At 60.7% G+C, this 20486-nt stretch carries 16 protein-coding genes and 4 tRNA genes; 8 read left to right on the top strand and 12 right to left on the bottom strand.

Annotation, left to right across the window (positions count from 1 at the left end; translation table 11 throughout):
* Nucleotides 1-311: 311 nt before the first annotated feature.
* The 3 genes from BMZ10_RS09135 to BMZ10_RS09145 are packed head-to-tail and all read left to right on the top strand — an operon-like array spanning nt 312 to nt 3892.
* Nucleotides 312-1322: an ABC transporter substrate-binding protein gene (locus BMZ10_RS09135; RefSeq protein WP_093460437.1), complete on the top strand. Its 1011-nt coding sequence runs from the start codon at nt 312-314 to the stop codon at nt 1320-1322.
* Between the two features lie 21 nt (nt 1323-1343).
* Complete coding sequence (locus tag BMZ10_RS09140; RefSeq protein WP_093460440.1) at nt 1344-2714, top strand: LLM class flavin-dependent oxidoreductase; 1371 nt, start codon at nt 1344-1346, stop codon at nt 2712-2714.
* Complete coding sequence (locus BMZ10_RS09145; RefSeq protein WP_093460442.1) at nt 2711-3892, top strand: acyl-CoA dehydrogenase family protein; 1182 nt, start codon at nt 2711-2713, stop codon at nt 3890-3892. Before BMZ10_RS09140 ends, BMZ10_RS09145 begins: the two co-directional genes overlap by 4 nt.
* Before the next feature lie 33 nt (nt 3893-3925).
* Here the strand turns inward: BMZ10_RS09145 and BMZ10_RS09150 are convergent, their stop codons facing one another.
* The 6 genes from BMZ10_RS09150 to BMZ10_RS09175 all read right to left on the bottom strand — a co-directional run bounded on the left by BMZ10_RS09150 (nt 3926) and on the right by BMZ10_RS09175 (nt 7941).
* Nucleotides 3926-6214 carry a molybdopterin guanine dinucleotide-containing S/N-oxide reductase gene (locus BMZ10_RS09150; protein WP_093460445.1) on the bottom strand — a complete coding sequence of 763 codons (2289 nt, stop codon included), beginning with the start codon at nt 6212-6214 and terminating at the stop codon, nt 3926-3928.
* A gap of 43 nt (nt 6215-6257) precedes the next feature.
* Nucleotides 6258-7217 carry an ABC transporter substrate-binding protein gene (locus tag BMZ10_RS09155; RefSeq protein WP_177182110.1) on the bottom strand — a complete coding sequence of 320 codons (960 nt, stop codon included), beginning with the start codon at nt 7215-7217 and terminating at the stop codon, nt 6258-6260.
* A gap of 312 nt (nt 7218-7529) precedes the next feature.
* Nucleotides 7530-7605: transfer RNA gene (locus BMZ10_RS09160), tRNA-Gly, on the bottom strand.
* Nucleotides 7606-7609: 4 nt separating this feature from the next.
* Nucleotides 7610-7685, bottom strand: a tRNA-Glu gene (locus BMZ10_RS09165).
* A 102-nt stretch (nt 7686-7787) separates the two neighbouring features.
* A tRNA-Gly gene (locus BMZ10_RS09170) sits at nt 7788-7863 on the bottom strand.
* Nucleotides 7864-7865: 2 nt separating this feature from the next.
* Nucleotides 7866-7941, bottom strand: a tRNA-Glu gene (locus tag BMZ10_RS09175).
* A 263-nt stretch (nt 7942-8204) separates the two neighbouring features.
* On the opposite strand from BMZ10_RS09175, the gene BMZ10_RS09180 reads away from it, so the two are divergent.
* Entirely contained in the window at nt 8205-8978 is a 774-nt protein-coding gene (locus BMZ10_RS09180; RefSeq protein ID WP_093460451.1) for a hypothetical protein, read from the top strand.
* 108 nt (nt 8979-9086) lie between these two features.
* Here the strand turns inward: BMZ10_RS09180 and BMZ10_RS09185 are convergent, their stop codons facing one another.
* Both BMZ10_RS09185 and BMZ10_RS09190 read right to left on the bottom strand, forming a co-directional pair.
* Nucleotides 9087-9569: a GAF domain-containing protein gene (locus BMZ10_RS09185; protein WP_093460454.1), complete on the bottom strand. Its 483-nt coding sequence runs from the start codon at nt 9567-9569 to the stop codon at nt 9087-9089.
* Nucleotides 9566-10459, bottom strand: coding sequence for an ATP-binding protein (locus BMZ10_RS09190; protein ID WP_093460457.1), 894 nt, complete (start codon nt 10457-10459; stop codon nt 9566-9568). The genes BMZ10_RS09185 and BMZ10_RS09190 overlap by 4 nt, the downstream gene beginning before the upstream one ends.
* Before the next feature lie 103 nt (nt 10460-10562).
* On the opposite strand from BMZ10_RS09190, the gene BMZ10_RS09195 reads away from it, so the two are divergent.
* On the top strand, nt 10563-12884 hold the full coding sequence (locus tag BMZ10_RS09195; protein WP_093460460.1) for a hybrid sensor histidine kinase/response regulator: 2322 nt from the start codon (nt 10563-10565) through the stop codon (nt 12882-12884).
* Nucleotides 12885-12925: 41 nt separating this feature from the next.
* Here the strand turns inward: BMZ10_RS09195 and BMZ10_RS09200 are convergent, their stop codons facing one another.
* Both BMZ10_RS09200 and msrB read right to left on the bottom strand, forming a co-directional pair.
* A complete protein-coding gene (locus tag BMZ10_RS09200) occupies nt 12926-13414 on the bottom strand; it encodes a glutathione peroxidase (RefSeq protein ID WP_093460463.1) in 489 nt (162 codons plus the stop codon).
* A gap of 105 nt (nt 13415-13519) precedes the next feature.
* A complete protein-coding gene (msrB, locus tag BMZ10_RS09205) occupies nt 13520-13918 on the bottom strand; it encodes a peptide-methionine (R)-S-oxide reductase MsrB (protein ID WP_093460466.1) in 399 nt (132 codons plus the stop codon).
* Between the two features lie 193 nt (nt 13919-14111).
* On the opposite strand from msrB, the gene BMZ10_RS09210 reads away from it, so the two are divergent.
* A complete protein-coding gene (locus BMZ10_RS09210) occupies nt 14112-15323 on the top strand; it encodes a pyridoxal phosphate-dependent aminotransferase (RefSeq protein WP_093460468.1) in 1212 nt (403 codons plus the stop codon).
* A gap of 284 nt (nt 15324-15607) precedes the next feature.
* A complete protein-coding gene (htpX, locus tag BMZ10_RS09215) occupies nt 15608-16495 on the top strand; it encodes a protease HtpX (RefSeq protein ID WP_093460471.1) in 888 nt (295 codons plus the stop codon).
* A 125-nt stretch (nt 16496-16620) separates the two neighbouring features.
* Here htpX and BMZ10_RS09220 read toward each other — a convergent pair whose 3' ends face one another.
* Nucleotides 16621-17277 carry a thiopurine S-methyltransferase gene (locus BMZ10_RS09220; RefSeq protein WP_093460474.1) on the bottom strand — a complete coding sequence of 219 codons (657 nt, stop codon included), beginning with the start codon at nt 17275-17277 and terminating at the stop codon, nt 16621-16623.
* Nucleotides 17278-17380: 103 nt separating this feature from the next.
* Here BMZ10_RS09220 and BMZ10_RS09225 point away from each other — a divergent pair, with 103 nt between their 5' ends.
* Nucleotides 17381-18148 carry a DODA-type extradiol aromatic ring-opening family dioxygenase gene (locus tag BMZ10_RS09225; RefSeq protein ID WP_093460477.1) on the top strand — a complete coding sequence of 256 codons (768 nt, stop codon included), beginning with the start codon at nt 17381-17383 and terminating at the stop codon, nt 18146-18148.
* A gap of 495 nt (nt 18149-18643) precedes the next feature.
* Here the strand turns inward: BMZ10_RS09225 and BMZ10_RS09230 are convergent, their stop codons facing one another.
* Nucleotides 18644-20320, bottom strand: coding sequence for a DEAD/DEAH box helicase (locus BMZ10_RS09230; RefSeq protein ID WP_092407010.1), 1677 nt, complete (start codon nt 20318-20320; stop codon nt 18644-18646).
* Nucleotides 20321-20486: the final 166 nt, after the last annotated feature.

Below are 20486 nucleotides of genomic sequence, written 5' to 3' on the forward strand. Positions count from 1 at the left end.
TTGCCCGCGAAGACTGGTTTCCAGCCGAAGCATCTCCGGCGGACACACCGGCCAATCGCGGGCAAGCGCGCTCCTACGGGGGTACTCGGGGCTGAACGCGCAGCGCAAAGCCCTGCGACGTGAATATCCAACCTTAATTAAATGCATTACTTTTATATTGCAATCAAACAAAATCAAGCAAATACATAATTAGCATATAACCAAAAGATACTTCTCATACGTTTCTTATAGGCTTAAGGTCATAACTTTAGCCGACCCCTTCTCCAGGCGGAGGCCGCGAATTTCTTGTCCAAGCCTGGAGACACCCACCAATGTCCGCTCTCCCCCGATCCCTGCTGCGCGCCAGACATCTGCTGCTCGGCGCAGCGCTGGCCGTGTCGTTGAGCCAGACCGCCTTCGCAGCCGACGCCTTGCAACCGCTGCTGGTGGCCAATCAGAAATCGGCGCTCAAGGTCTTGCTGGAAGTGTCCGGCGAACTGAAAGACGTGCCGTATGAGATCAAGTTTTCTGAATTTCCCTCTGCCTCGCCGCTGGGCGAAGCCCTCAACGCAGGCGCGGTGGACATCGGCGCGCTGGGCGATGCGCCGTACGTATTCGCACTGGGCGCCGGCGCTTCGCTGAAGGTCATCAGCATCACCCACGTCAACGGCCGCTACACCACCGCTCTGATCGTGCGCAACGATTCGCCGATCAAGTCGGTCGCCGATCTCAAAGGCAAACGCATCGTCACCGGGCGCGGGTCCATCGGGCACTACCTGGCCATTCGCGCGCTGGATGAAGCCGGGCTGAAAACCAGCGATGTCAGTTTTGTCTATCTGCTGCCGAGTGAGTCCCGGCTGATCCTCGACAACGGCGACGCCGATGCCTGGGCGACCTGGGCGCCCTACACCACAGTCGCCACCCAGAATGGCGCGCGTATTTTGCCCAACGGCCCGGACCTGCTGACCAACCATTCCTACGTCGCTGCCACCAGCAAAGCCATCGCCGAGAAGCGCGTGCAGCTGGATGACTTCGTCGTCCGCCTGGATCGCGCCTATCGCTGGGTCAACGACCATCCCAAGGAATACGCCGCCGCACAGGCCAAGGTCACCGGCCTGCCGCTGGAAGTCCACGTGGCCGTCAATCAGGACACCCACATGGAACGGGTGAGCATCGACGACAGCGTGATCAAGGGCTTGCAGAACACCGCCGACATCTATGAGCGCGAGGGCATCCTCAACAAGCACGTCGACGTGTCCAACGGCTTCGACCCCGAATTCAACGCCATTCGCCTGGCCGCCGAACAGGCCGCCACGCAGAACAATCCGCAAGCGGCGCGCTAAGCGACCGAAGGAGCGCATCTGATGAGCAATTCCCGTCAACTCAAATTCGGCGCCATGGTGCATGGCGTGGGGCATGGCTGGGGCGAATGGCGCCACCCGGATGCGCAGGCCGACGCGAGCACCCATTTCGAGTGGTACAAAGGCCAGGCAAGGCTGGCGGAGGACGCGAAGTTCGATTTCGTCTTCATCGCCGACAGCCTGCATATCCACGAGAAATCCAGCCCGCACTACCTCAACCGCTTCGAGCCGCTGACCATTCTTTCGGCGCTGGCGGCGACCACGTCGAAGATCGGCCTGGTGGCGACGGTCACCGTCAGTTACACAGAACCGTACCAGGTCGCCCGGCAGTTCTCTTCACTGGATCACATCAGCGGCGGACGTGCCGGCTGGAACGTCGTCACCTCGTGGCTCAGTGGCACCGCCGAGAATTTCAGCAAGGCCGAACATCCGCCTCACGCGGTGCGCTACCGCATCGCCAAGGAACATGTGTCGACGGTCAAAGGGCTCTGGGATTCCTGGGAAGATGACGCCTTCACCCGCAACAAGCAGACCGGCGAGTTTTTCGACCGCGACAAATTGCATGCGCTGAATCATCGCGGCGAGTTCTTCCAGGTCAAAGGCCCGCTGAACATCGCCCGCTCCAAACAGGGGCAGCCGGTTCTGTTTCAGGCCGGAACGTCAGAGGACGGGCGCAACTTTGCCGCCGAATATTCCGATGCCATCTTCGTGCACGCCGAGTCGTTCGAAGACGCCCAGGCTTATTACACCGACCTCAAACGTCGCGCTGAAGCGTTTGGCCGCAATCCGGACACCCTGTCGATCCTGCCCGGCATTCGCCCCATCGTCGGGCGCAACGCCGAAGAGGTCGAGCATCGCTATCAACAGGCCGTCGAACTGGTGAGCATCGAGGACGCCATTGTCGCCCTCGGCCGGCCGTTCAACGACCATGACTTCAGCCAGTATCCGCTCGACGCGCCGTTCCCGGAGTTGGGTGATCTTGGGGCCAACAGCCAGAAAGGTGGCTCCGATCGCATCAAGCAGCAGGCGCGTGAACATCGTCTGACGCTGCGTCAGGTGGCGCTCGACTTTTCCCGGCCACGGCGCGAATTCGTCGGTACGCCTGAGCAGGTGGCCGATCAGATTCAGCACTGGTTCGAGAACGGCGCAAGCGACGGTTTCATCATCAACTCGTTGCTCCCCGACGGCCTGAAATACTTCACCGAACTGGTCATCCCGGTCCTGCAGAAACGCGGACTGCAGCGAAGCGAATACACCGGCACGACCCTGCGCGAACATTTCGGGCTGCCGTTTCCGGTCAACCGCTATACCGCCGCCCGAGCGTCGACTGCGCCTGTGCAAACCACCGACAGACAGACACAGGTTCCGGCATGAACGCAGGATTGAAACCGGCCACAGCTGCAGGCGTCGAATCCGATGACGCATTCCTTCTGCGTTTGCAGGGAATCAGCCGGCAGCTGGCAGAAACCGCCGCGCATTACGACGAGACAGGCGAGTTCCCACACGACAATTTCCGTTTGCTGCATGAGCACGGACTGCTTGGCCTGACCGTCGAAACCGCGCTCGGTGGCGGCGCGGCCGACTTGCGCCAGGCGCAACGGGTCATCAGCGCCGTGGCCAGGGGTGAACCGTCGACAGCGCTGATTCTGGTGATGCAGTACATCCAGCACACGCGTATCCGCGACGTCAGAAACTGGCCAGAGCACCTGCGCCGTCGGGTTGCGCTCGACGCCGTCAACGAGGGCGCGCTGATCAATGCCCTGCGCGTCGAGCCGGATCTGGGCTCACCCTCGCGCGGCGGCCTGCCCGCCACCGTGGCGCAGCGAACCGCCGAGGGCTGGCGGATCAACGGCCGGAAAATCTACTCCACCGGCAGCCATGGCCTGACCTGGTTCAACGTCTGGGCGCGCAGCGACGATACCGACCCTGCCGTCGGCGTCTGGCTGGTGCGCAAGGACACCCCCGGCGTGCGTATCGTCGAAGACTGGGATCATCTGGGCATGCGCGCCACGTGCAGCCATGAAGTGATCTTCGAGGACGTGCTGGTGCCGCTCGATCACGCGGTCAACACCAGTCCGTGGACGGCGCCGCAGCCGGAGCTGGACGCCAACGGCGTGCTCTGGATGGCGGTGTTGATGGCTTCGGTGTACGACGGTGTCGCGCAATCGGCGCGGGAGTGGCTGGTGCAGTTCCTCGAAGAGCGCAAGCCCTCCAACCTCGGCGCGTCGTTGTCGACTCTGCCGCGCTTTCAGGAGCTTCTCGGCCACATCGACACCCTGCTGTTCGCCAACCGCACGCTGCTGGATTCGGCAACCCACGGCCTGACCCCGGCAAGCCATGCCGCGCAGATCAAATACCTGGTGACCAGCAACGCCATCCGGGCGGTCGAGCTGGCCATCGAAGCGACCGGCAATCCTGGGCTGTCGCGCAGCAATGCCTTGCAACGGCATTACCGCAACGTGCTGTGCGCTCGGGTGCACACGCCCCAGAACGACGTGGTTTTGCAAGGCGTGGGGAAAGCCGCGTTCGCGGCGCGCAAGGCTCAGGACTGAGTCTTGCGCATCTGATCACGGTCGAGGGCCGAGTCAGTCCAGTATCAGCGGCGGGTCGAACGCGGTGATTGCGGGCAACGGCCCGCGCCACTTCTCGACCTCCACGAATGCTGTCTGCGCCGAACAGCCCTGAGACAGGCTCGATGAGCCGACATCTTCCGTCACGACGTTCGGGTTGCCATGGACTTCCAGGCTATGAGAGAGGCCTTTGCTCAGCGGATCGAACCAGGCGCCAGTCGCAATCTGCGCGACGCCGGGACGAATGTCATCCGACAGAATGACCCCTGCCAGGAACGCCCCGCGCGGGTTGAACACCCTCACCACGTCGCCCTCGTCAATCCCCCTCGCTTGCGCATCCTGCCGATTGAGCGTCAACGGCTCACGCCCCTGCACCTTTGAGGCCTGACTGTAAGCGCCATGATCGTACTGGCTGTGCAGGCGGGTTTTCGGCTGGTTCGACAACAAGTGCAGCGGCAGTGACCCGACAGGCTTGTCCAGCCAGACCGGATGGCCGGGACAGTCCTGATAACCGAAACCTGCGATCGTCTCGCTGAAGATTTCCAGCCTGCCGGACGGCGTCGGCAGCGGATTGCCCTCGGGATCATCACGAAAGGATTTGAGCAGTACGGTATCGCTTTCCGGGTAATCCACCTCGAACAGGCCGTCACGCCAGAACTGTTCGTAATCGGGCAACGTGACTGCAAAACTGTCGACGCGCTGGCGCGACTCCTCATAGATGAAGCGCAGCCACTGAGCGGCATCACGACCTTCGGTGAACACCTGCTCGAAGTGCAGACGTTGCGCCAGCGCCGCCAGGATCGAGTAATCGTCACGCGCCTCGCCTATCGGCTCGATGGCCTTGCGCATGGCGATCATGAAACGGTCGGAGGCCGCGCTGCCGATGTCATCGCGCTCAAGGGCGGTAGTGGCCGGCAGCACAATATCGGCGTATTTCGCCTGAGCCGTCCAATACTGCTCATGGACGATGATCGTTTGCGGACGTTGCCAGGCGTTCAGCAGGCGATTGAGGTCCTGATGGTGATGGAAAATATTGCCGCCCGCCCAGTACACCAGGCGGATGTTCGGATAATGCAGGCGTCGGCCGTTGTAATCGAAGGGTGCGCCCGGATTGAGCAGCATGTCGGTGACCCGCGCCACCGGAATGAAGTCCTTGACCGGGTTCACGCCCTGAGAAAACCTTGGCCCTGAAAACGCCTTGCGCCCGCTGCCGGTGTTGTTCATGCAGCCATAACCCAGACCGAACCCGCCGCCCGGCAGACCGATCTGCCCGAGCAGTGCCGCCAGCGTGACGGTCATCCAGAACGGCTGTTCGCCAGCCTGCGAGCGCTGCAACGAATACGCGACGTTGATCATCGTGCGCTTGCTCGCCATTTCACGCGCCAGACTGACGATGCGCGAAGCGGGAATGTCCGTCAGACCCTGCGCCCACGCCGGCGTTTTCGGCACGCCATCGGCGTGACCGCGCAGGTACTCGATGAACCGCTCATGACCAACGGTGTAACGACGCAAAAATGCCTCATTGTGCAGCCCTTCGTCGACCAGCACCCAGCACAGCGCCATCATCAGCGCGGTATCGCTGCCAGGACGTACCGCCAGCCACTCGTTATGTTCCGGGCCCTGTAAATCGCTGCGCAGCGGGCTGACATTGACGAAGCGCACGCCGGCCTCCGACATGCCCTGAATCCCTTGACTGACCAGATGATCACTCGCCCCGCCGGGGCTGCACTGAGCGTTTTTGACGGGCAGCCCGCCAAACGCCACGAACAGCTCGCAGTGGCGCGCCATGTTCTGCCACGACGTATGCGCGGCCAGCAGCCAGTCCATGTTGCCGACGATGTGCGGCATCAACACCCGCCCGGCGCCCAGGCTGTAGCTGTCGACGCTGTAGACGTAGCCGCCAAATCCGTTGAGGAATCGATGCAGCTGGCTCTGTGCATGGTGAAAACGGCCAGCACTGCCCCAGCCATAGCTGCCGCCGAAGATCGCCTGGTTGCCATGCTCGCTTTTTACCCGGGACAATTCGGCTGCGACCAGATCCAGCGCGGTGTCCCAAGACACTTCGACGAAGGCTTCCTGACCGCGCAGATGCGGCTGGCGCAGCGCTGGATGATCCGCAAAGCGCTCGAGAAAACTGCGACGGATCGCGGGCCGACGGATCCGCGTGGGCGAGTCGATTGCGCCCGGTATGGACGCGCCGATGGGTGAAGGGTCGGCATCCCACTCCACCGGGTCCATGCCCACCAGTCGCCCGGCGTCCACGCGCGGACGATAAGCGCCCCAGTGCAGCGAAGTGAAACTCATAGGTGCGTGCTCCTGATGGTCTGCGACTTCGGCATGGACGGGATCATCGCGCCGCCTGCGCCGACGCCTGACCTGTGCCGTCCAGCACTTGAGTGAACGTGTCATCGAACACTGTGCCAGCCGGATAGGTTTTCGTCAGCCCGGCGCCGTTGAAAAAGTCGATGGTCTGCTGCGCCTGCGCGATCACCTGCGGGGTAATCGGCAGCACCACGGTGGCCGAACGCTCGAACCAGCGTCGCGCAACCTCGGCATCGGCTTTGGAAAGCTGCGCCCAGGCGTTGGCATAGGCGTCGGTGTTCTGCCTGCTGGCGACGGACCAAGCCCGAGCCTTCTGAAGACGCTGAAGGAAATCGCTGATCTGCACACGCTTGTCCTTGATCGCCCGATCGTTGGCGACAATGAAGCTCTGCGCTGGAATCAGGCCAGTCGCCGTGGTGATCACCCGCCCGCCTTGGCGCTCCTGCTGAATCACGTAGGGGTCCCACGTCGCGATGGCATCGACCGAGCCACCGTCCAGCGCATGCGAAGCATCCAGTGCACTCAGGTAGCGGTAGTCCACGTCATTGCGCGGGACACCCGCTTTGTCCAGCGCGGTCAGCATCAACTGTTGGCTCCATGAGCCTTTCCAGATCGCCACCCGCTTGCCCTTGAGGTCGCTGATGGTCTTGATCGGCGAATCCTTGCCGACCACGATCGCCACACCCTCAAGGTTCTGCCGGGAAACGCCGATCACTTTGATGGGCGCACCAAGCGCGCCGAGGAACAACGCCGGCGCATCGCCCAACAGGCCCACGTCAAGACTGCCGGTGTTCAGTGCCTCGGCTACCGGTGATCCGGCGGTGAATTGTTTCCATTCCAGGGTGTAGGGCAAATCATCGAGTACGCCGGCCGCTTCCATCACGGTGCGCGCGCCATAACTCTGATCACCCACCACCAGATCTGCTGCCTGGGCAGCGCCAAGGCAGGCAGCCAGCAAAAACGCGGCTAAAGCGGTGCGCAACATAAGGGACTTGATCGACACGGGCATCTCCACAAGGCTCCATCGGAACCGGATCATTGAATGAGCGCGGTCCGCCTGTGCGGTTGCCGATTATCTGCTAACGGGACGGGCCTTCGAGTGATCGGGACCGTCTCAGCGTTAGAACCATAACACCGAAATTTACATTACATAAATTCATTATGGATCTATGTAAATATGCAAAATCTGCAGCGCCGACGTGATCGTCTTAGAAGCGCTGAGGAGCGGGTTTGAAGGAAGGAGGCAAATCGAACGCAAACAAAAACGCCGCTCTGTTAAGCGGCGTTTTTGAGAATTTGGAGCGGGAAACGAGACTCGAACTCGCGACCCCGACCTTGGCAAGGTCGTGCTCTACCAACTGAGCTATTCCCGCAATATGGCGTCCCCTAGGGGACTCGAACCCCTGTTACCGCCGTGAAAGGGCGGTGTCCTAGGCCACTAGACGAAGGGGACACTGCCTGAAACACCATGGTGTTGTGTTTCAGTTCCAGAAATCCATCCGAAGATGCTTCCTGGTTTCACTCAACTTCGCCCGAGAGCAAAGCTGCTTAAAATTGGAGCGGGAAACGAGACTCGAACTCGCGACCCCGACCTTGGCAAGGTCGTGCTCTACCAACTGAGCTATTCCCGCAATGGCGTCCCCTAGGGGACTCGAACCCCTGTTACCGCCGTGAAAGGGCGGTGTCCTAGGCCACTAGACGAAGGGGACACGCTACAACATTCACTCCCTGCCGCGCTTCGCTGTGTGCTTTACGCTGCAAGTGGCGCGCATTCTATGGATGGTTGCAGGGGTCGTCAACCCCCATGTGAAAATTTATTCAAATCAATGACTTCGCCCTCTAATTCGGTAATGAACGGCCGATACAGGATTGTCGGCGAGCATTGCTATTAACAGCAGCCGACAGTCACACCTTCCCGCGATAGTGCATAGCCACTACACTCGGCGCACATAACTTGATTGAGGCTAGTACGGTGACACCACTCATTATCACCCTGATGGTTGTAGCAGGCATCGTAATCCTCATCGCCATCGGCTATCTGAATCACGTGGCCGAAGCCAAGAAGGTCGAGCGTGCGCGCACGCTGGTCGAGCTCAATGACCGCTTGCGTCGCTGCAGCGAATTGTCCGAGACATTCCCCGGCCAGCTGATGTCGCCAGCACTCAAACTGTTGCTGGTGCGTCTGGAGCTGAACGTCATCAAGCGCCTGATCGCCCTGGAAAGACGCAACAACCCTGGCATTCAAGAGCGCGAAACCGAGCTCGAAGCCCTCGTCGCGCAAGGGGAAAACATCAAGGTCAGCAACCCCGCCAGCCCGATCCAGACCGAAGCCAAGGCCAAAGACGTGCGCTTCCTGCTCGAAGCGATGCACGGTCAGGTGACCCGCGCCGCCCACGACGGTTTCCTGCAGACCGCAGAAGCCAAGCACTGGATTCGCGAGATCCGCAACATGCTGGTGCTCCTGCACATCGAGTTTTTCAATAACCTGGGTCAGCAGGCGCTGAATCAGGAGCAGCCCGGTCAGGCGCGTCTGGCCTTCGAGCGTGGCGTTCAGTACCTGAAGAATCAGGCAGAGCCTGCGCCGTGGAAAAACCATCTTCAGGCCATGGAGCGCCAACTGGCACGCGCCAACGCCATGGTGCTCGACACCATCGCGCCGACCGAAGACGACAACAATGAACTGACCGAAGGGCTGAAAGCCGATAACGCCGATGCCGAATGGAAGAAGAAAGCCATCTACGACTGATGGCTTGATCCAAGGCGATTCCCTCTGTGGGTGTGAGCGTGCTCACGAGGGCGTTGCCTCAGCTACACGCACATTCGCGAGCACGCTCACTCCCACCGCTCAACCCACTCAGCAGTCGGTGGCCTTGAGGAAAATCGCCGCCAACTGCTCGATGCCCGCCTGATCCTCTTCACTGAAACGCGCCAGACTCGGACTGTCCAGGTCCAGCACGCCGATCAGTTTCCCGTCCTTGACCAACGGCACGACCAGCTCGCTGTTCGACGCGCTGTCGCAAGCGATATGGCCCGGAAACTCGTGCACGTCCAGCACCCGCTGGGTTTTTCGGCTTTGCGCCGCAGTGCCGCAGACGCCCTTGCCGAACGGAATCCGCACGCAGGCAATCTGCCCCTGAAACGGACCCAACACCAACTCCCCATTGCGATTGAGGTAGAAGCCGGCCCAGTTCAAATCGTCCAGCTGGGTATAAAGAAACGCCGAGAACTGCGCGGCATTGGCGATGAAGTCGCGCTCGTCGGCCAACAGCGATTCCAGTTGGGCAGCCAGCAGACGGTAGCCATCGAGGCCCTCGCCCGCTGCATTCAAATCGATCATGGATGTTGCTCCAGCATTTTCAAACCAACCCAGTAACGGGCGAACTGATAGGCACAGCGGCCGTTGCGATTGCCGCGGCCGGTTGCCCAGCGCACGGCCTGAATCTCGAGTTCCTGGTCTCGCTGCCAGGGCAGCCCGGCCTTGTCCGCCAGCTCGCCGACCCAATGTTCCACCACGTCGAGGAAATGCTCCTGAGTGAAGGGGTAGAACGACAACCACAGGCCGAAGCGGTCCGACAGTGCGATCTTGTCTTCCACCGCTTCGCTGGGATGAATTTCGCCGTCATCGCCGCGCTGCCAGTGAGCGTTGTCACTCTCTTTCTCCGGCACCAGGTGGCGCCGGTTGGACGTGGCATAGAGCAGCACGTTGTCCGGCGCCTGTTCGAGCGAGCCGTCGAGTACGCTTTTGAGCACGCGGTAATCGCCCTCGCCGGATTCGAACGACAAGTCGTCGCAGAACAGCACGAAGCGCTGTGGCAGCTTTTGCAGTTGTTCGACCACCCGCGGCAGGTCACCCAGATGATCGCGCTCGATCTCGATCAGGCGCAGACCGGCCTTGGCATGCTCGGCGAGTAACGCGCGCACCAGCGAGGATTTGCCGGTACCCCGTGAGCCCCAGAGCAATGCATGGTTGGCAGGCAGGCCGTCGATGAACTGCTGGGTGTTGCGACCCAGTTGTTCGCGCTGCCGATCGACGCCGATCAGGTCGCTCAGGCGCATGTCAAGCGTCACGTCCAGCGGCATCAGATACCCCGCACGTCCCTCCCGCACCCAACGCGCCGCCAGCGACGTTTCCCAGTCCACTGGCTCGCGCAGCGCCGGCAATAAAGGCTCGAGGCGCGCCAGAACCGATTCGGCGCGTTCCAGAAAAGCGTTCAACCGAGAATCCACGATGTCTCCTTGATTTAACTGGTTAAAGCCGGTCTGCGATCAGCTATGCTTGCCCCGCGATGGACACAAGAAGTGCAAGTGCCCTACCGGATCAGGCGCCCTCATGGATATAGCAATCACCCACCGACTGTCGTTCAAACAGGCCCGTTTGACTGTGCTGATCGGCTTCATTCTGGGAACCCTGCTCAGCCTCTTTCAGATTGCGATCGATTATGCCAGCGAAGACGCGTCCATCGATCGTGAAATTCGCTCTTTGCTGCAAATCAGTCACAACCCCGCCTCGCGCATCGCCTACAACATTGACTCCGAACTGGCCCAGGAGCTGACGCTGGGTCTGCTGCACTCGCCCGCCGTGGTCGGTGCGCGCCTGAGCGACAACAACAATGTGCTGCTGGCAGCGGTGTCGCGGCCGGTGACGCAGAGTCCCTATCGCATGGTCAGCGATTTCCTGTTCGGCCGAAGCCGGGAATTCGTCGACGTCCTGCACCTGGACCACATGCCCAACGAGGCAATCGGCACGCTGTCTCTGGATGTCGACACCTTCGCCTTCGGCAGCCACTTTTTGCAGCGTGCGGAGATCACTTTGCTCAATGGCTTCGTCCGCAGCCTGTTGCTGGCGTGCATTCTGATGGGGCTGTTCTACCTCACGCTGACCAAGCCGCTGACCGGGGTGATCGGTGCGCTCGCCAGCCGCGACCCGCGCAGCCCCAAGCAGAACCCGCTGCCCTGCCCGCCCGGTCATGAGAACGATGAAATCGGGGTGCTGGTCAAGGTTGCGAACCGGCAGTTCGAAAACGTCGCCAGCGAATTCGGCCGTCGGCTGGACGCGGAAAATCGTCTCACCGATCACCTGAATGAACTGGAGGACATCGTGTCCGCCCGCACGGTCGAGCTCAAGGCCAGCAACGCGCGACTGAGCCAGTCCAACGAGGAACTGCAGGTTGCGCGCAGTACCGCCCTGGACATGGCGCATGCACGTTCGGCCTTTCTGGCGCATATGAGCCATGAAATCCGTACCCCGCTGAACGGCCTGCTGGGCATGCTCGCGCTGTCGCTCGACGGGCCGCTGAGCGCCGAACAACGCCAGCAGCTCTTGATCGCCCATGATTCGGGCAAGGTGCTGGTAGAACTGCTCAACGATATCCTCGATCTGTCGAAATTCGACGCCGGACAACTGGAGCTCGAGCGCATCCCGTTCGACCTCGCGACCCTCATCGAGGACACCGCCAACCTGTTGTCGCAGAACGCCGCGCCGGCAGTCGAACTGACGTGCCTGATCGATCCGCGCTTTCCTGCGCTGGTGTTGGGCGATCCGACGCGGGTCCGCCAGATCGTCAGCAATCTGCTGTCCAACGCATTGAAATTCACCCGCGCCGGTCGCGTGGACGTGCGCCTTAGCCAGCACCATGACAAGGTTCGGATCGAAGTCTGTGATACCGGCATCGGTATCGCGCAGGACGCGCAGGCGAAAATCTTCCAGCCGTTCACCCAGGCCGAGGCTGCCATCACGCGGCAGTATGGCGGGACCGGTCTGGGGCTGACCCTGACGCACAATCTGTGCGATGCCATGAACGGGCATTTGAGCATCGAATCGACAGCGGGCGTCGGCAGCCGGTTCTGCGCCGACCTGCCCTTGCCGACGCACACGCCCGCCCCGCAGTGGCCGTCACTGAAGGGGCGCGTGGTGGTGGTGAGTCCGGCGCACAGCGGTCTTGTGGAGATGTTGAGTCGATTGCTGCCCGAATGGGGCATCGATTACCGACACTTTTCGGCCGACAATCCGCAGCCGGATGAGCAACCCGACCTGCTCATCACCGATTGTCCGGAATGCCTGATCGGGATTCGCCCGGGAACGACCGGTCCGATTCTGTTGGTAACCGCTTACGGCAACTTCATGCCGGGCGAGCAGGTCGCCGCACTGGCGCCCTTGCAACAACAGGCCCGTCCGCTGTCGCGCAGCGTGCTGCATCAAAGCCTGGCGCGCACGTTGCGAATGGAAGGACAAACCCGTGTGGATCGCCCCCGCGACGGCCTGCCCTCGCCATTCCGAGCGCGCATTCTGCTGGTGGAAGACAATCCGGTGAATCAACTGGTGGCCAAAGGCATGCTTGGCAAGCTGGGCTGCGAAGTCGTGGTCAGCGGCAATGGCGCAGAAGCGTTGCAGCAGCTGGAGCACGGCTCATTCGAGCTGGTGTTGATGGATTGCAACATGCCGGTCATGGATGGCTACGAAGCGACTCGCCTGATCCGGCAGAGCGGGAAATGGCCCGACCTGCCGATCATCGCTCTGACCGCCAACGCTATGCCGGAAGAACGCGAGCACTGCAAGAACATCGGCATGAACGATTACCTCGCCAAGCCGTTCCACCGGGAAGAACTGAGCCACTTGCTGGATCAGTGGATTCCGGTGGTTCAAGCGCATTAACGGCTGGGCTGGCGGGCGAGCGCGATCCCGCCAGGGCCACGTTACTGTTTGAGTAACGCTTCGATATCGGATTTCAACTCTTCAGGCTTGGTCAGCGGCGCATAGCGCTTGACCAGCTTGCCGTCCCGGCCGATCAGAAACTTGGTGAAATTCCACTTGATGGATTCTGAACCGAGCAGACCGGGCGCCTGCTTTTTCAGCTGCACGAACAGCGGATGGGCATTGGCGCCGTTGACCTCGATCTTCTTGAACAGCGGGAATGTCACGCCGTAGTTCAGCTCGCAGAAATCCGAAATAGAGCCCTCGTTGCCAGGCTCCTGCTTGCCGAACTGGTTGCACGGAAAGCCCAACACTATCAGCCCCTGATCTTTGTAGCTCTGCCACAGCTGCTCAAGACCCTTATATTGCGGGGTGAAACCGCATTTGCTTGCGGTGTTGACCACCAGCACCGCCTTGCCCGCAAAATCAGCGAGGGTTTTCTGCTCGCCTTTGATCGTCTGCACCGGAATGTTCAGCAGGTTGTCGCTCATGGCGATGCCTCGAAGAGAGTTAAGCCGCCAAATTAGCGCGCCAATGAATGGCGCGCCATCTGATTATCATCGGTGATATCGACTTATACGGTTGGTGTCGCGGGCTCACGCCTGACGCGGGACCAGGTCCAGGCACACCGAATTGATGCAGTAACGCAGACCGGTCGGCGGCGGACCGTCCGGAAAGACATGGCCCAGGTGGGCATCGCACTTGGCGCAGACGACTTCGGTGCGAATCATGCCGTGGCTGACATCGCGCACTTCCACCACTGCACTGCCTTCGATCGGCGCGTAGAAGCTGGGCCAGCCGCAGCCGGAGTCGAACTTGGTGGTCGAGTCGAACAGTGGATCGTTGCAGCACACGCAGTGATAGACGCCGTCGGTTTTGGTGCTGTTGTACTTGCCAGTGAAAGGACGCTCGGTGGCTTTGAGGCGACAGACGTTGTATTGCTCCGGATCGAGCATCTGTTTCCATTCTTCGAGGGTTTTTTCCAGCTTTTCCACAGGTACACCTCCACAACTGAAAAAGCCCGATCTGTGTCTTTTCCACTGATCGGGTGGCACGTATGATTGCGCCTTCATTTGACGCCAGTCTGTCACCCACGTTTCGACTACACAAACCCATTTTGATGGCGTTGTGCTCAGCGGTCCGTCCTCTTCTCACGCGGCGAGCCGTATATTTTCGGGATCAATCACCATGCAGTTCAGCAAATCGAACAAGCTCGCCAACGTCTGCTACGACATTCGCGGGCCAGTGCTCAAGCACGCCAAGCGCCTGGAAGAGGAAGGTCATCGCATCCTCAAGCTGAACATCGGCAACCCGGCGCCGTTTGGTTTCGAGGCGCCGGACGAAATTCTTCAGGACGTGATCCGCAACCTGCCGACCGCGCAAGGCTACAGCGATTCCAAAGGCCTGTTCAGCGCGCGCAAGGCGGTGATGCAGTACTACCAGCAGAAGCAGGTCGAAGGCGTCGGCATCGAAGACATTTACCTGGGCAACGGCGTCTCGGAGCTGATCGTGATGTCGATGCAGGCTCTGCTCAACAACGGCGACGAAGTGCTGGTGCCCGCACCGGACTATCCGTTGTGGACCGCTGCGGTGGCGTTGTCCGGCGGCAACCCGGTGCATTACCTGTGCGACGAGCAGGCCAACTGGTGGCCTGATCTGGATGACATCAAGGCCAAGATCACGCCGAACACCAAGGCCATGGTGATCATCAACCCGAACAACCCGACCGGTGCGGTGTACTCCAAAGAAGTCCTGCTGGGCATGCTGGAGATCGCCCGTCAGCACAATCTGGTGGTGTTCTCCGACGAAATCTACGACAAGATTCTCTACGACGATGCCGTGCACATCTGCACCGCATCGCTGGCGCCGGACCTGCTGTGCCTGACCTTCAACGGCCTGTCCAAGTCCTACCGGGTAGCGGGTTTCCGTTCCGGCTGGATCGCCATTTCCGGCCCGAAACACAACGCCCAGAGCTACATAGAAGGCATCGATATCCTGGCCAACATGCGCCTGTGCGCCAACGTGCCGAGCCAGCACGCGATCCAGACCGCACTGGGCGGCTACCAGAGCATCAACGATTTGATCCTGCCGCCGGGTCGCCTGCTCGAACAGCGCAACCGCACCTGGGAGCTGCTCAACGACATTCCAGGTGTCAGCTGCGTCAAACCAATGGGCGCGCTGTATGCCTTCCCGCGTATCGATCCGAAGATCTGCCCGATCCACAACGACGAGAAGTTCGCGCTGGACCTGCTGCTGTCGGAGAAGCTGCTGATCGTTCAGGGCACTGCCTTCAACTGGCCATGGCCGGACCACTTCCGCGTGGTGACACTGCCCCGCGTGGATGACCTTGAGCAGGCGATCGGACGGATCGGCAATTTCCTGAAGTCGTACAAGCAGTAATGCTGCTCCTGTAGGAGCGCGCTTGCCCGCGATAGCGGTTTGTCTGTTAAGTAATGATCGCCTGACAGAGCGCAATCGCGGGCAAGCGCGCTCCTACAATCCATGTCGTCACAGTCGATCGCGCAACAATCGCTCTCCTCCTACTCTCTTGCCAACGGCCCATAATCGCCTTGGTGACGACAAACGACACAGTTTGAAATAGTCGGCTGGTTGAATACCCACCGACATCACCTTATATACCCCGCAACACGTTACACATTCTTCACGAGGAGAAACTCTCAACCATGATGCGCATCTTGCTGTTTTTGGCCACTAACCTTGCGGTCGTGCTGATTGCCAGCATCACCCTGAGCCTTTTTGGCTTCAACGGGTTCATGGCGGCCAACGGGGTTGATCTCAACCTCAATCAGCTGCTGATCTTCTGCGCCGTATTTGGTTTCGCCGGCTCGCTGTTCTCGCTGTTCATCTCCAAATGGATGGCGAAGATGAGCACGGGCACCCAGATCATCACCCAACCCCGCACCCGTCATGAGCAATGGCTGCTGCAGACCGTAGAACAACTGTCCCGCGACGCTGGCATCAAAATGCCGGAAGTGGGTATTTTCCCGGCATACGAGGCCAACGCCTTCGCAACCGGCTGGAACAAGAACGACGCGCTGGTCGCGGTGAGCCAAGGCCTGCTGGAGCGTTTCTCACCCGATGAGGTGAAAGCGGTTCTGGCCCATGAAATCGGTCACGTGGCCAACGGCGACATGGTCACGCTGGCTCTGGTACAAGGCGTGGTCAACACCTTCGTCATGTTCTTCGCACGGATCATCGGCAACTTCGTCGACAAAGTGATCTTCAAGAACGAAGAAGGCCAGGGCATCGCGTATTACATCGCGACGATTTTCGCGGAGATCGTGCTGGGCTTCCTCGCCAGCGCCATCGTCATGTGGTTCTCGCGCAAGCGGGAATACCGTGCCGACGACGCCGGTGCGCGACTGGCCGGTACCGGCGCGATGATCAGCGCGCTGCAGCGGCTGCGCTCCGAACAGGGCGTTCCTGTACAGATGCCCGACAGCCTTACCGCGTTCGGCATCAACGGCGGACTGAAACACGGCCTGGCCGGGTTGTTCATGAGCCACCCGGCGCTGGAAGACCGCATCGACGCACTGCGCCGTCGCGGTTGATCAATCGGCAGTCATGAGAAAGGGCGACGTGAGTCGCCCTTTTCTTTTGTACGCGTTTTCTTGTGCACATTCTTTTGAGCGCGGAACGTTGGCGCTTGCCCAACGACCTGCATCGACCCAATGCCCTAACGTCGATACATCCGGTACACCGTCTCGATCAGGCGACTGGCCCCGGCATCAAGAAACTTGCGGCTCTTGTGCAAGACGTCATGGTCAGCGATCAGCTTCACCCTCCATTCCGGCGACAACAGTTGCAGGACTTCCTCCTCAGAAACCGAAAAGGGCGGCCCGTCGATCTCCGCCTGCTCATAATCGAGCGATACGAGCAGCCCCCGGCAGTCGGCGGACAGGATCCGGTTGAGCTGCTCGACATAACGCCAGCGCATGTCAGAGGGCAGCGCGATCAGCGCTGCACGGTCATACAGCGCTGTGCAATTACCAATGTCCGACGCTTTAAGGGCAAAGAAGTCGCCGCACCAGATCTCGCAGTTGCCGTGGCTGTACACCGTGAAGCCGCCACGCTGTTCGATGGCCGGTTGCTGGCGGCGCTCGGCAAAATAGTCCTGCACGGCTTTCTCCGAGAGCTCGACGCCCACGACCTGGGCGCGCTGATCGACCAGCCAGGCCATGTCGATGCTTTTCCCGCAAAGCGGCACCAGCACGCGCTCCCCGGCCTTGAGGTTCAACTCGGGCCAGAACTGTTTGAGGTAAGGATTCACTTCACCCTGATTGAAGCCGATCTGATTGATCGCCCAGCGCTCATGCCAAAACTGCGGCTCCATACATGCTCCTGATTATTCGATCAAATGGCACGAAAACTTATATTAGATCCAGATCGATGATCTGCCTGATGATGGCTCATCTTATACGCTCAGGATGCCAGTTATGTTCCCCAGCCTGTTCATTTCGCACGGTTCACCGATGCTCGCGCTGGAACCCGGCGAAAGCGGCCCGACACTTCAGCGTTTGGCAGCCGCGCTGCCCCGGCCGAAGGCGGTGGTCATCGTCTCGGCGCACTGGGAAAGCAACGAGCTGCTGGTCAACGCCAACCCCCAGCCGGAGACGTGGCATGACTTCGGCGGCTTCCCGCCCGCCTTGTTCGCGGTGCAATACCCGGCGCCGGGCCTGCCTGAAATGAGTCGGCATGTCATGGATCTGCTGGCCGAGGCCGGGCTGCCCGCCCGCCTGGACAGTCGCCGCCCGTTCGATCACGGGGTGTGGGTGCCGTTGTCATTGATGTACCCGCAGGCCGATGTCCCGGTCGTTCAGGTTTCGCTTCCCACTCGAATGGGCCCCGCGCTGCAAACGCGCGTGGGTCAGGCATTGAAACAGCTGCGTGAAGAGCACGTGCTCATCATTGGCTCAGGCAGCATTACGCATAACCTGCGCGAACTGGACTGGCATGCAGGCCCGGAAAGTGTGGAAACGTGGGCGCTGGAGTTTCGCAACTGGATGGTCGAAAAACTCGCCGCCAATGACGAAGAAGCCCTGCACGACTACCGCCGACAGGCTCCCAACGCGGCGCGCAACCACCCGACCGACGAGCATCTTTTGCCGCTGTACTTCGCCCGAGGCGCCGGCGGCGAATTCAGCGTCGAGCACAAAGGCTTTACCATGGGCGCGCTGGGAATGGATATCTACAGGTTCGGATGAGCACTGTGCGTGTACCCGTGTGACAGGTCTTCAAGGTTTGCGGTGTATTGCCGGGCCGTGTCACGTCGCAATACGGGAAGGAGCGCGCTTGCCCGCGAAGGCTGATTTCCGCCGGATGTTCCGGCCTCTTCCCGGCTGAAGCCGGTCCTACTGACGCTGCGAACTTTTCGTAGGACCGGCTTTAGCCGGGAAGGCGTCGGGTGTTACACCGCTGATTGAAGAGGGCGTTAAGACAGCTGGCTCACTCCCCCCGGAATTCGTGCCTGAGCCAATGATCCCACCCGCCAGAAATGCCAGTGTAGGAGCGAGCTTGCTCGCAAAGGGGCCGTTCCTGCTGGCAGAGATGTGCTGGCTGCAAAACCGCCTTCGCAGGCAAGCGCGCTCCTGCAACGTCTGCGGTGTTTTGGTGAGATGAACCACTGCGCAGGTGCGCTCAAGGCAAAAAAAATCCCCGAACCAGTCGGGGATTTTTTCAGACGATCAACTCAAGGCTGATCAGTCTTCGCGATAACGACGCAGTTTCAGCTGCTTGCCGGCAACGCGGGTGTCTTTCAGCTTGGCCAGCAGACGCTCGAGGCCATCTTCCGGCAGCTCGACGAGGCTGAAGCTGTCACGCACCTGGATGCGACCGATTGCTTCGCGAGCCAGACCGCCTTCGTTGAGGATGGCGCCCAGAAGGTTCTTGGCAGCGATGCCATCACGCGCGCCCAGCGCGGTACGGCAACGAGCACGACCTTCCGCCAGTGGCATCGGTGCACGACGTTCACGGTCGCCACGATCAGGACGGTCGCCCGATGGACGATCGGCGCGGTCGCCACGCGGCGCGCTGTTCGGCACCAGTGGGCGCTCTTTCTCGATCGCAGCCAAAGTCAGCGCCTGACCGTTGGTGGCCTTGCGCAGCAGTGCGGCAGCCAGTGCACGCGGGGTGCAACCGATGTCGGCCGTCAGACGATCGAGCAGATCGCCATGGCTTGCTTCGGCGTCGGCAACCAGCGGCGCGAGGCTGTTGGTCAGTTTCTTGATGCGGGCATCGAGAACGGCTTGCGAATCCGGCAGACGAACCTCGGCCACTTTCTGACCGGTGACACGCTCGATCACCTGCAGCATGCGGCGCTCACGCGGAGTGACCAGCAGCAGCGCGCGGCCTTCGCGACCGGCACGGCCAGTACGGCCGATACGGTGAACGTAGGACTCAGGGTCGTAAGGCATGTCCACGTTGAATACGTGAGTGATGCGAGGAACGTCCAGACCACGAGCTGCCACATCGGTCGCGACAACGATGTCCAGACGACCATCCTTGAGCGAGTCGATGACGCGCTCACGCTGGTTCTGGGCGATGTCGCCGTTCAGTGCGGCAGCCTTGTAGCCTTTGGCTTCCAGCGCGCTCGCCAGATCCAGGGTGGCCTGTTTGGTACGCACGAACATGATCAGGGCGTCGAAGTCTTCGACTTCCAGCAGGCTCAGAACGGCAGAGGTCTTCTGGTCAGCGTGAACCAGCAGGTGAGCCTGCTCGATCGCGGTAACGGTCTGGGTCTTGCTCTGGATCTTGACGTGCTTCGGGTCTTTCAGGTGACGCTCGGCGATCGCGCGGATCGACTGCGGCAGGGTCGCCGAGAACAGAACGGTCTGACGGGTTTCCGGCATCGCCTTGAAGATGACTTCCAGGTCGTCCATGAAGCCCAGCTTGAGCATTTCGTCGGCTTCGTCCAGAACCAGGTGGTTCACGGTCGCCAGGACTTTTTCGTCACGACGCAGGTGGTCGCACAGACGGCCCGGAGTGGCGACGACGATCTGCGCACCATTACGGATGGCTTTCAGCTGTGGGCCCATCGGCGCGCCGCCGTAGACAGCCACAACAGTCACGCCCGGCATTTGCTTGGCGTAGGTTTCGAAAGCGGTGGCCACTTGCAGGGCCAGTTCGCGGGTCGGCGCGAGGATCAGCGCTTGCGGCTCGCGTTTTGCCGGATCGATGCGGTTCAGGATAGGCAGTGCGAAGGCGGCGGTTTTACCGGTACCTGTCTGCGCCTGACCGATCATGTCGTGACCGGCAAGAATGATCGGGATCGATTGCTGCTGAATGGCCGACGGCTCTTCGTAGCCGGTAGCGATAACGGCTGCAACAATATTCGGATGAAGGTCGAGAGCGGCGAAGCCGCCGGTTTCCTGGGTCATGGGTCTGCCTCTGAGTGCATCCGCAAAGACCCATGCTTCAAAGCTGCGCGTGCCGTGTAAGACCCTAGAGTCACCCTGGCTGCTTTGTCGGCGGGGATTTGCGAAAACGTATTGATGAATGGATCGTCAAGGATAGTTCGTAACCGAACCGGCTTGTGAAGATGGC

The organism is Pseudomonas sp. NFR16 (assembly GCF_900108875.1).
Taxonomy (GTDB): Bacteria; Pseudomonadota; Gammaproteobacteria; order Pseudomonadales; family Pseudomonadaceae; genus Aquipseudomonas.

Coding starts and splice junctions, on each gene's coding strand:
- BMZ10_RS09135 (WP_093460437.1), top strand. CDS start 312: ATGTCCGCTCTCCCCCGATCCCTGCTGCGCGCCAGACATCTGCTGCTC.
- BMZ10_RS09140 (WP_093460440.1), top strand. CDS start 1,344: ATGAGCAATTCCCGTCAACTCAAATTCGGCGCCATGGTGCATGGCGTG.
- BMZ10_RS09145 (WP_093460442.1), top strand. CDS start 2,711: ATGAACGCAGGATTGAAACCGGCCACAGCTGCAGGCGTCGAATCCGAT.
- BMZ10_RS09150 (WP_093460445.1), bottom strand. CDS start 6,214: ATGAGTTTCACTTCGCTGCACTGGGGCGCTTATCGTCCGCGCGTGGAC.
- BMZ10_RS09155 (WP_177182110.1), bottom strand. CDS start 7,217: ATGTTGCGCACCGCTTTAGCCGCGTTTTTGCTGGCTGCCTGCCTTGGC.
- BMZ10_RS09185 (WP_093460454.1), bottom strand. CDS start 9,569: ATGATCGATTTGAATGCAGCGGGCGAGGGCCTCGATGGCTACCGTCTG.
- BMZ10_RS09195 (WP_093460460.1), top strand. CDS start 10,563: ATGGATATAGCAATCACCCACCGACTGTCGTTCAAACAGGCCCGTTTG.
- BMZ10_RS09200 (WP_093460463.1), bottom strand. CDS start 13,414: ATGAGCGACAACCTGCTGAACATTCCGGTGCAGACGATCAAAGGCGAG.
- BMZ10_RS09210 (WP_093460468.1), top strand. CDS start 14,112: ATGCAGTTCAGCAAATCGAACAAGCTCGCCAACGTCTGCTACGACATT.
- htpX (WP_093460471.1), top strand. CDS start 15,608: ATGATGCGCATCTTGCTGTTTTTGGCCACTAACCTTGCGGTCGTGCTG.
- BMZ10_RS09220 (WP_093460474.1), bottom strand. CDS start 17,277: ATGGAGCCGCAGTTTTGGCATGAGCGCTGGGCGATCAATCAGATCGGC.
- BMZ10_RS09225 (WP_093460477.1), top strand. CDS start 17,381: ATGTTCCCCAGCCTGTTCATTTCGCACGGTTCACCGATGCTCGCGCTG.
- BMZ10_RS09230 (WP_092407010.1), bottom strand. CDS start 20,320: ATGACCCAGGAAACCGGCGGCTTCGCCGCTCTCGACCTTCATCCGAAT.